This is a genomic window from Methylorubrum subtropicum (assembly GCF_038442325.1).
Classification (GTDB): Bacteria; Pseudomonadota; Alphaproteobacteria; order Rhizobiales; family Beijerinckiaceae; genus Methylobacterium; species Methylobacterium subtropicum.
Genome location: NZ_JBBXMW010000021.1, coordinates 76,004 through 86,334, shown reverse-complemented (window position 1 = coordinate 86,334; position 10,331 = coordinate 76,004). Strand labels below are relative to the sequence as shown.

The 10,331-nt window shown below is 70.1% G+C and carries 10 protein-coding genes; 5 read left to right on the top strand and 5 right to left on the bottom strand.

Annotated features, from left to right (window positions below):
* Positions 1-133 precede the first annotated feature (133 nt).
* Positions 134-559, bottom strand: a complete 426-nt coding sequence (gene mscL, locus AAHG03_RS22550) for a large conductance mechanosensitive channel protein MscL (protein ID WP_342153372.1) — start codon at positions 557-559, stop codon at positions 134-136.
* Between the two features lie 344 nt (positions 560-903).
* Between mscL and tam the strand changes: the two genes are divergently transcribed.
* Both tam and AAHG03_RS22540 read left to right on the top strand, forming a co-directional pair.
* Positions 904-1,683 (top strand): trans-aconitate 2-methyltransferase, encoded by a 780-nt coding sequence (tam, locus tag AAHG03_RS22545; protein WP_342153370.1) that lies wholly within the window; start codon positions 904-906, stop codon positions 1,681-1,683.
* A gap of 111 nt (positions 1,684-1,794) precedes the next feature.
* The gene (locus AAHG03_RS22540) at positions 1,795-2,013 is read left to right on the top strand and encodes a Flp family type IVb pilin (RefSeq protein ID WP_342153369.1); all 219 of its coding nucleotides are present in this window, start codon (positions 1,795-1,797) and stop codon (positions 2,011-2,013) included.
* Positions 2,014-2,019: 6 nt separating this feature from the next.
* On the opposite strand, the gene AAHG03_RS22535 is transcribed toward AAHG03_RS22540, so the two are convergent.
* The 3 genes from AAHG03_RS22535 to AAHG03_RS22525 all read right to left on the bottom strand — a co-directional run bounded on the left by AAHG03_RS22535 (position 2,020) and on the right by AAHG03_RS22525 (position 6,323).
* A complete protein-coding gene (locus AAHG03_RS22535) occupies positions 2,020-2,844 on the bottom strand; it encodes a DUF937 domain-containing protein (RefSeq protein WP_342153382.1) in 825 nt (274 codons plus the stop codon).
* Positions 2,845-2,995: 151 nt separating this feature from the next.
* Positions 2,996-4,432: an MATE family efflux transporter gene (locus AAHG03_RS22530; protein ID WP_342153367.1), complete on the bottom strand. Its 1,437-nt coding sequence runs from the start codon at positions 4,430-4,432 to the stop codon at positions 2,996-2,998.
* Positions 4,425-6,323: a monovalent cation:proton antiporter-2 (CPA2) family protein gene (locus tag AAHG03_RS22525; protein WP_342153365.1), complete on the bottom strand. Its 1,899-nt coding sequence runs from the start codon at positions 6,321-6,323 to the stop codon at positions 4,425-4,427. The genes AAHG03_RS22530 and AAHG03_RS22525 overlap by 8 nt, the downstream gene beginning before the upstream one ends.
* A gap of 494 nt (positions 6,324-6,817) precedes the next feature.
* Between AAHG03_RS22525 and ispH the strand changes: the two genes are divergently transcribed.
* Positions 6,818-7,840: a 4-hydroxy-3-methylbut-2-enyl diphosphate reductase gene (gene ispH / locus AAHG03_RS22520; RefSeq protein WP_342153363.1), complete on the top strand. Its 1,023-nt coding sequence runs from the start codon at positions 6,818-6,820 to the stop codon at positions 7,838-7,840.
* 81 nt (positions 7,841-7,921) lie between these two features.
* Complete coding sequence (gene thrB / locus AAHG03_RS22515) at positions 7,922-8,893, top strand: homoserine kinase (protein WP_342153361.1); 972 nt, start codon at positions 7,922-7,924, stop codon at positions 8,891-8,893.
* A 172-nt stretch (positions 8,894-9,065) separates the two neighbouring features.
* On the opposite strand, the gene AAHG03_RS22510 is transcribed toward thrB, so the two are convergent.
* Positions 9,066-9,548, bottom strand: coding sequence for a peroxiredoxin (locus AAHG03_RS22510; RefSeq protein ID WP_342153359.1), 483 nt, complete (start codon positions 9,546-9,548; stop codon positions 9,066-9,068).
* A 142-nt stretch (positions 9,549-9,690) separates the two neighbouring features.
* Here AAHG03_RS22510 and AAHG03_RS22505 point away from each other — a divergent pair, with 142 nt between their 5' ends.
* Positions 9,691-10,299, top strand: coding sequence for a YqgE/AlgH family protein (locus tag AAHG03_RS22505; RefSeq protein ID WP_342153357.1), 609 nt, complete (start codon positions 9,691-9,693; stop codon positions 10,297-10,299).
* Positions 10,300-10,331 lie beyond the last annotated feature (32 nt).

Here is a 10,331-nt window from a genome sequence, read left to right as displayed (position 1 = left end):
GCCATCCTGCGCCAGGACACCGCTAAGGGCTCCTTGCACACCAAGCGGCAACTGGCCGGATGGGACGACGACTTCCTCGCCGACCTCATCACCCAAATGCGATAGCCCTGCCGCAAGGGGGAGGGGACATGCGTCAGTGACGGCGCTTGGCCAGCAGGTCGCGAATCTCGCCGAGCAGCTTCACGTCCGCCGGCACCTCGGCGACGGGTTCGGGTTTGGCCTCTTCCCGGGTCTTCAGCGTGTTCATCGCGCGGATGACCATGAACAGCACGAAGGCCACGATGGTGAAATTGACGGCGAGCGTCAGGAACTGGCCGTAGCCGATCACCGCGCCGACCTTCTTGGCATCGGCATAAGCCATGCCGGCCTGCACCTTGGACGAGAGCGGGATGTAGTAGTTCGAGAAATCGAGCCCGCCGGTCACCGCGCCGATGATCGGCATGATGATGTCCTGCACCAGCGAGTTGACGATCGCCCCGAACGCCGCGCCGATGATGACGCCGACGGCGAGATCGACGACGTTGCCCCGCAGGGCGAATTTCTTGAATTCCTCGAGCATGATCCCCTCCGGGCCGGGTGCGTTCGTGAGGACCGACGCTGGCCCGCCGCGCCCGTCCGCGCCAACCCCGCACACGGGGCTGTCCACCACGAACTATGGCTTCCGGTCTGTCGCGCGCGCTTCCCCGTCATTGCGAGGCGGAGCCAAAGCAATCCAGGGCACGACGTGTTCGGAGAAGGCGCGACCGTGCCGACGAAACGGTGACCGGTGTGCCTCATCTGGACAATGCGGAGCCCTGGATTGCTTCGGCTTCGCCTCGCAATGACGGCATGGGTCGGAATCCGCAGCGAAAGGCCGTGAATCGTATACTCTGCGCCCCTCGAACCTCGCTTCGGGAGGGGAGCATGTCGGACTGGAACGCGGCGCAGTATCTCCGTTTTTCCGAGGAGCGGACCCGCCCGGCGGCCGACCTGCTGGCCCGTGTGCCGCTGGAGGACGCCGCCCACGTGGTCGATCTCGGCTGCGGGCCGGGCAACAGCACCGCGCTGCTCGCCGAGCGTTTTGCGAAGGCCGACATCGTCGGCATCGACAGCGCCCCCGACATGCTGGCCCAGGCGCGCCGCACTCTGCCGAACCTGCGCTTCGTCGCCGCCGACCTGCGTGATGCCCACCCGGACGCCCCGCCGGACCTGATCTTCGCCAACGCGGTGCTGCAATGGCTGCCCGACCACGCGAGCCTGCTGCCGCGGCTGGTGCGCCAGCTCCGGCCCGGCGGCTGCCTCGCGGTGCAGATGCCGGACAACCTCGACGAACCCTCGCACCGTCTCATGCGCGCGGTCGCCGCGGACGGGCCCTGGGCTGCGTCCATCGGCGATCCGGCCGCCGCCCGCACGCCGATCCTCGGGGCGCAGGCCTATTACGACCTGCTGCGCGGGGCCGATTGCAGCACCGTCGATCTGTGGCGGACGACCTACTTCCACCCCCTCGCCGATGCTGCGGCCATCGTGGCGTGGCTCCAGAGCACGGGCCTGCGCCCGTTCCTCGGCCCCCTCTCGCCCGAGCACCGGGCGGGCTTCCTCGCGGCCTACGAGCGGGCGCTGGAGGCGGCCTATTTGAGGGGCGGCGACGGGCGCGTGCTGCTCGCCTTTCCGCGCCTGTTCCTCGTCGCCCGGCGGGCCGTCTGAGCGCCGCTCGGCCCAGGCCGACCCCCGGAATCTCCCTGTTCGGTTTAAGCTCGTCTCAACTCGCGACCGCTAGCGTACCGTTCGACCGACACGATTCCGGGACGATCCGCCGTGCGACTGATTTCGACCGAGCGCATGGCGGCCCTCGCCGCCCGGCTGCGCATCGCCGCGACCCGGTTCACCCGCGACGCCGACGGCGCGACGATGATCGAATACTCGCTGCTCACCGCCGTCATGGCGGGGGCGGTCATCACCTGCATGCTCCTCTTCGGCAACGCGATGAAGGGCATGTTCGATTCGATCATCAAGTACTACACGCTGGCCCAGTAGGCTGCGTCAGCCCCGCGTGCCGGGCTTGCGCCGTGCGGACGGGGCCGCACCCGGCGCCGCCGTCGGCTTCGGGGCGACTTCCGGCGCGGGGGGCTCGGCGGCCGGCGCCGGCTCCGGAGGGGCCTTGCCCGGTTCGGCGGGCGCATCCTTCTGGCTCCAGAACGCGTCGAACACCTCGCGCATCGCCTTGACGTTCTGCTCCTGAACCTCGGCGCCGGTCTGGAACATCTGCGAGATCACCTCCATCGACGCCTTGGCGGCGTCCGGCTGCGGGCTCGCGCTCGGCGGCTCCCGGCGCAATTGCGGCCGGGAGGGCGGGGCGGTCTTAGGCGTGGTCTTGGCCGGGGGGGCGGTCTGGGCGGAGGCTGCGGCGCTCAGGCCGTTCAGCCAGTCGGCCCAGAGGTCGCCGAAGTTCGGGGCTGCGGGAGCGGGCTGGGCCGCCGGGGCGGTCGGCGGGTTGAGCATCAGGTGGACGATGCCGGCCACGACCATGCCGGCCATGATCGGCAGCATCTGCCGGAGCGCCTGACTGCCGACGCCGCTCGCGGCCGACGCCTGCTGGATCACCGCCTGCACCAGCATCGGCGAGCCGAACATCCCCGCCATCATGTCGGGGGTGGCGGATTTCGGTGCGGCCCCCGGCATCCCGAAGCCGAACATCCGACCAAGGCCCATCGGGTCGGCCGCCGGGTTCTGGAGGCCGAGACCGAGCGCCGGCATCAGGGCTTCCATCGCCCGCCGGGTCTGCTCCGGCGAGAGGCCGAATTGCTGCCCGAACGCCTTGAGGCTCGCGTCGCCCTGGCTCTGGAGGATGTCGAACATCGTGAACATGACAGGGCGCCTCACGCCGCCTCGGATGCGGCCCCTCGGGACAGCCTAGGGGCGAAGTGTGTCGCATCGGACCGTCCCTGACCAGCCGCGGGCCACGCTCCGGGACGATTTCGAGGGGGAAAGCGGCGTTCGAACGCCGAAATGCGGCCCGTTACATCGGCATTCCGCTCGATGGCGCCGGGGCCGACGCCCCCGTGTCGTGGCGGGCGGCCTCCTGCACCTCCGGCTCCGGCGTGGGCTCGGGCCGGTTGCCGCGCTCCAGCGTGCGAACCGTGCGGAAGGCCAGCACCAGGGCGACGAGCCCGAACGCGACCGAGCCGAGCCCCGTGCCGGCGATCACGCCCTTGGGCCCGTACGTCGCCGCACCGAGCCAGGCGGGCGGCATGGTGCCGAGCGTCGCCCGGCCCCAGTTCAGCCCGGTCGAGACGAAGGGGAAGCCGAGATTGTTGAACGAGGCGTTCGACAGGAACAGCAGCCCGTTGAAGAACCACACCGGCCCGGCCACCAGACAGAAGAAGCCGAACAAGTCGGCGGCGACCCCCGTGAGTTCGAAGGCCCGCGCCAGCGGCCCGCGGGCGAGCGCCAGCACCAGCCAGACGAGGACGATGTAGAGGGCCGTCACCAGCGCGCCCTGGATCAGCACGCCGCGCATCCGGTCGAACCGGCCCGCGCCCCAGTTCTGGCCGAGGATCGGCCCGATCGAGCCCGACATCGCGAACAGCCCGCAGAAGGCGACCGGGGCGAGGCGGTCGATCACCACGTTGCCGGCGATGGCCTCGGGGCCGAAGCCCGACAGGGCGTGGGCGATGAAGGCGCTGGCGACCGACGGCGCGAGGTTCGTCAGCACAGCAGGCAGCGCGATGCGGGTCACCTCCGGGAGGTCGCCGAGGATCGCGGGCAGGCACGGGCGCTCCAGCAGGCGGTGGTGCTGCAGCGCCCGCGTGCCGATGACCACGAAGGTGAGCCGCGCGACGCAGACCGCGATGGCCGCGCCATCGACGCCGAGGCCGAGCCCGAAGATCAGCGCCGGATCGAGGAACACGGTGACGATGGCGCCGCCCAGCGTCACCGACATGGCGTCCCGCGCCGCCCCCACCGCGCGCAACAGGCCGGTCGCCAGCATGCCGGGGCCGAGCAGCAGGTTCGAGGGCAGGCTGATCCAGAGATAGCGCTTGGCGACCTCCAGGGTGTGCCCTTCCGCCCCGATGGCCCGCAGCAGCGGGTCGAGCACGGCGAGCAGCGCCAGGACGAGCAGGCCGGAGACGACGAAGACGTGGACGTTGACCGAGGTCGCGATCCGCCGGGCGCCCGCGGTGTCGCCGCGCCCAATCGCCCGCGAGACCAGGGCGCCGGCCGCGATCATCAGGCCGATATTGATGGCGATGGCGAAGAACTGGACGATGGAGGCGAAGCCCACCGCCGCGGTGAGCGCCGGATCGCCGAGCTTCGACACGTAGAACAGCGACAGCAGATCGACGGCGAAGATCGCCATCAGCCCGACCGAGCCGGTCCCGCTCATCACCACGACGTGGCGCAGGATCGAGCCGGTGACGAAGCGCGCGCCGCCGTCCGTTTCGGCCTCAGGCATTCCGCTCGGAATCCTCGGGCTCCAGCACGCGCGTGGCGGCCTCGTGGCGCTGCGTCTCGATCAGGCCGCGGGTCTCGGCCGAGAGCGCGCGCGAGGGGCGCGTCGGCGCGGTGAGCGGCTCGGGGCGCACCTCCGGGGTGCTGCGCAGCCAGCCGGAGCCGTCCGGCATGGCGCCGGCCTGTTGCAGGACGAGGCGGGCCACATCCCGCTTGCGCACGTCCTCGACCCGGCGCGCGGCGGCCTCCGCCGAGAGCCCGAGGCCCTCCAAGGTGGCGCGGCCGAAGCCGAGGGCCGATTCGACCGTCTCGCGCAGCTGGAAATCGACGTCGCGGTTCATCAGCTCGATGGCGTGGGTGCGGTCGTAGGCGCGCACATAGGTGCGGACGTCGGCGAATTCCTCGTGGACCATGTCGACGATCTTGGTCGCGGCGCCCGCGTCGTCGATGCAGATGCAGATCAGGTCGGCCTTGGCGAGGCCGGACGCGCGCAGCACGTCGAGCCGGGTGCCGTCACCGTAATAGATGCGGAAGCCGAAGCTCGTCGCCGCGCGGATCTGGCCGACATCCTTGTCGATCACGGTGATGCTGATCCCTTCCGCCAGCAGCACCTGCGCCAGGATCTGCCCGAACCGGCCGAACCCGACGACGAGGACGCGGGTGTCGCCGGATTCCGCCACGTCCCCGACATCGGACGGTGGCTGCGCCTCGCCCGAGCGGCGGGCGAACAGCATGTCCAGGCCTTTGGCGATGATCGGCCCGACCAGCATGGTGAGTGCGGCGAGCGCCACGCAGAAGCGGGGGACGTTGCCCTCCAGGATGCGCAGGTCGGCGGCAGCCGGCAGGATCACGAAGGCGAACTCGCCGGCCGGGGCCAGCACCGCGGCGCCACGCACGGCATCCAACCAGGGCGAGCCGAACAGCCGGAACAGGCCCGCCACTAGCACCACCTTGACCGCGATGGCGGCGAGCGTCGCGCCGATCAGCGCGGCCCAGTGGTTCGCCAGCAGGCCGCCGTCGATCGACATGCCGACGCTCATGAAGAACAGGCCGAGCAGCATGCCGCGGAACGGCTCGATGTCGGCTTCCAGCTGATGCCGGAAGTTCGATTCGGCGAGCATCACGCCGGCCAGGAACGCCCCCATCGCCATGGAGAGCCCGGCCTTCTCCATCACCATGGCGGTGCCGAGCACGACGAGGAGGGCTGCCGCCGTCATCACCTCGCGCCCGCCCGCGGCGGCGAGGAGGCGGAAGAACGGGTTGAGGCCGTAGCGCCCGACGATCACCACGCCCGCCACCGCGGCGGCGGCGCGCGCGGTCGAGCGCAGGCCCTCGTCGAGCCAGCCGTCCTTCGGCGTGGCGCCGGCCGTGGCCAAGAGCGGCAGCAGCGCCAGGATCGCCACCACCGAGATGTCCTGCAAGAGTAGTACTGCGAAGGAGCGGCCACCATAGGCGCTGCCGAGATCGCCTCGTTCCTCGAGGAGTTGAAGCGCCACTGCGGTCGCCGAGAGCGCCAGCGCGATACCGACCACGGTCGCGGCGGCGGGCGTCAGGCCGAAGGCGAGGCCGGCGCCGGCCAGCGCCAGCGAGCACAGCGCCAACTGCGCGGTGCCGAGGCCAAAAATATCGCGGCGCATCGAGACGAGGCGGGAGATTTCCAGCTCCAGCCCGACGATGAACAGCAGCAGCACCACGCCGATCTCGGCGACGCTCGCCGCGGTCTCGGGTTCGGCGATGAGCGAGAGCCCGGCCGGGCCGATGACGACGCCGGCCACGAGATAGCCCAGCACCGCGCTCTGCCCGAGCAGCCGCACGATCGGCACGCCGATCACCGCCGCCGACAGGAAGGTCAGCACCGGCGGCAGGAAGCTGGCGTGGGTCGCGGCGCTCGCCATGGAAGCCTTGGGTCGCTTCGCTGGATGAAAGGAGAAGCTTCCCCTTAGCCCGCGAGGCCCGAAGCCGCGAGGCCGATTCGCGTGTCGTTCGTCACACGGCGCCCTCGGTATGGGATTTCACGCCGATGAAGCGATCGGCCTCCGCTCCACCACCGCCGTCATTCCGGGGCCGCGCAGCGGAACCCGGAATCCACGACTGGCCGCGACGGTCCGATTTCGGCCGGGTATCCCGCATCACGGGTGGATTCCGGGTTCGTTTCGCGCCCCGGAATGACGGGGGGCGGTAAGAGTGAAAACCGCCGCGCCACGGACCACCGTCTTCACCGTTCGACATCATTTCCCCCGCGCACATGCGGGTGTTCCTCAGGCGGGGGTCACGCCTCGCGCCAAACGTGCTATGTGTTGCGCAACGGACAGGCATCCCGACCCTGTCGCGGCTTTCGGGCTGGCCGCTGTTGACAGACCCGGCCACCCCTCTCCACATCCGCCGGATCATGAGCGCCGATACCATCAACCTGACCGCCGACCCGAACAGGGTCCCGCATCCGGCCGTGACGGGCGACAAGCCGCCGCTGGAAATCCTGCTCTGCGCCCCGCGCGGCTTCTGCGCCGGCGTGGTGCGGGCCATCGACGTCGTGGAGCGCGCGCTCGCGATCTACGGCGCGCCGGTCTACGTTCGCCACGAGATCGTCCACAACAAGTACGTGGTCGAGACGCTGAAGCGGAAGGGCGCGGTGTTCGTGCGCGAGCTGGACGAGGTGCCCGACAGCGGCGCCCCGGTCATCTTCTCCGCCCACGGCGTCGCCAAGACCGTGCCGCAGAACGCCGTCAGCCGCGGGCTCACCACCATCGACGCGACCTGCCCGCTGGTGACCAAGGTCCACCGCGAGGCCGAGATCCATCACAAGCGCGGGCGCCACGTGCTGCTCGTCGGCCATTCCGGCCATCCGGAGGTCGTCGGCACCATGGGCCAGCTGCCCAAGGGCTCGATCACGCTGGTCGAGGACATCGACCAGATCGAGGCGCTGAATCCGCCGGCCGAGCAGGCGCTCGCCTGGGTGACGCAGACCACCCTGTCGATCGACGACACCAAGCACATCGTCGAGGCGCTGAAGGCCAAGTTCCCGGCGATCCACGGCCCCCACAAGGACGACATCTGCTACGCCACCACCAACCGCCAGGAGGCGGTCAAGGAAGTCGCGCCGCGGGTCGATGCCCTCATCGTCGTCGGCTCCTCGAACTCCTCGAACTCGCAGCGCCTGCGCGAGGTCGCCGAGCGCGCCGGCTGCCCGATCACCCGCCTCGTCCTGCGGGCGGAAGAGATCGACTGGGACGCCTTCAAGGACATCCGCCGCCTCGGCCTGACGGCCGGCGCCTCGGCCCCCGAGGTGCTGGTGGAAGAGATCATCGACGCCTTCGCCGCCCGCTTCGACGTGACGGTGGATCAGGTCTCGGTGACGATCGAGGATATGTCCTTCCCGCTGCCGCGCGAACTGCGCAGCGAGGCGGCCGAGTAGTTTTTTGGGACTCGGGCGGCTAGACGAAACCAGGGGCGCCCCACGGCGCCCCTTTCCTTTGCGTGAACGGGCAAGCGATCCGTGGCGGTCTACACCGACGTTTCCGACGAGGCGCTGCGCGCCTTTCTCGCCGAGTACGAGATCGGCGACCTGCTCTCGTGCAAGGGCATCGCCGAGGGCGTCGAGAACTCGAACTTCTTCCTGCACACGGAGGCCGGCAACTTCATCCTCACCCTCTACGAGAAGCGGGTGAACGAGGCCGAATTGCCGTTCTTCATCAACCTGATGGGGCATCTGGCCCGCGCCGGCCTCGCCTGCCCGCAGCCGGTGCGCAACCGCGCCGGCACGGCGCTCGGGCGTCTCTGCGGTCGGCCCGCGGCCATCGTGACCTTCCTGGAGGGCGTCTCGCTGAGCCGCCCCAATGCCGGGCATTGCCGCGCGCTCGGCGCCGCGCTCGCCGGGCTGCACGCGGCCGGCCGCGATTTTCGCATGCGGCGCGAGAACAACCTGTCGGTCGGGGCGTGGCGCCCGCTGTTCGAGCAGGCGGAAGGACAAGCCGACACGGTGGCGCCGGGCCTCGCCGCGCGCACGCGGGCCGACCTCGACGTGCTGGAAGCCTCCTGGCCGAAGGGTCTGCCGTCGGGCGTCATCCACGCCGACCTCTTCACCGACAACGTGTTCTTCATCGGCGACGACGTGTCGGGGCTGATCGATTTCTACTTCGCCTGCACCGACGCCTTCGCCTACGACCTCGCCATCAGCCTCAACGCATGGTGTTTCGACGCCGACGGCACCTTCCACCGCGACAAGGCGGGCGCGATGATCGCGGGCTACGACGCGGTGCGGCGGCTGGAGCCGGCGGAGATCGCGGCGCTGCCGATCCTGGCGCGGGGCGCGGCGATGCGGTTCATGCTGACCCGGCTGGTCGATTGGCTGAACGTGCCGCCGGGCGCCCTGGTGCAGCCCAAGAACCCGCTGGAATACGACCGGCGGCTGGCGTTCCATCGCGGGGCGAAGGACGCGCGCGATTACGGGTGGACGCCGACACCCTAACCCTCCCCCCTCTGCGGGGGAGGGTGCCTCGCGGATGCGAGGCGGGAGAGGGGAGCGACGCTTCCGAAGATGTCTGGACGAACGCGGCCAAGCGGCGCCGTCGCTCCCCTCTCCCGACCCTCGCTGACGCGAGGTCCACCCTCTCGCGGAGGGGAGAGGGCTCGGAGCTTGATCAGATCACCTTCAGCAGCGCTTCCGCGCCCGAGATCTCCGCCTTCGACGGGGTGTCCTCGACGTTCAGCACCCGCACCACCCCGTCGTCCACCAGCATGGCGTAGCGCTGCGAGCGGATGCCGAGGCCGAAGCCGGTGCCGTCCATCTCCAGGCCGGTGGCCTTGGCGAACTCGGCGTTGCCGTCGGCCAGGAACTCGATGCCCTCGGCGCCGCTCTGCTGCTGCCACGCATTGAGCACGAACACGTCGTTGACCGAGGTGACCGCGATGGCGTCGATGCCGCGGGCCAGGATCGCCTCGCGGTTCGAGACGTAGCCCGGCAGGTGATTGCGGTGGCAGGCGGGGGTGAAGGCGCCGGGTACGCCGATCAGCACGACGCGGCGGCCCTTGAACAGATCGTCGGTGGTCTTGGCTTGCGGGCCCTCGGGGCCGCTCACCCGGAAGGTGACCTGGGGCAGGTGATCGCCGACCTGAATCGTCATCCGTGCTCTCCTCGCATCCTGTCGGGCAGGATTTCCACTTATGCCCGGCCAGCGTTAGCCGCGGGGCCGCCCCCTGTCGAGGCACGCTTTCGCGCGCGTTTGCCTTATGGATCAACGCCCCGAGGCGCATTAGCATGGGAGCATGCAGCGCTCCGCCTCGCCCCTCAAAGATCCGGCCTATCTCGACGGTCAGTTCCTCGTCGCCATGCCGGGCATCGGCGACGAGCGCTTCGCCCGCTCGGTGATCTATCTCTGTGCCCACTCGGCGGACGGCGCCATGGGGATCATCGTCAACAAGCCGGTGGCCGACCTCAGCATGCCGGACCTGCTGATCCAGCTCGACATCGCCAGCGAATCCGACGCGATCCGCCTGCGCGCGCAGGTCGGCCACATGCCGGTGCTGATGGGCGGCCCGGTCGATGCCAAGCGCGGCTTCGTGCTCCACACCGCCGACTTCCACATCGATCAGTCGACGCTGCAGATCGACGAAGGCGTGTGCCTGACCGCGACCGTGGAAATCCTGCGTGCCATCGCCGACGGCAAGGGGCCGTCGAACGCGGTGCTGGCGCTGGGTTACGCCGGCTGGCAGGCGGGCCAGCTCGAGAACGAGATCATGGCCAACGGCTGGCTGAACTGCCCGGCCGACCCGGAGCTGATCTTCGGCGCCGGGCTCGGCACCAAGTACGATCAGGCGCTGCGGGGGTTGGGGATCGACCCGCTGATGCTGTCGGCCGAGGCCGGGCGGGCGTAAGGCGGGCCTCTCCTCCCCCTTGCGGGGAGGAG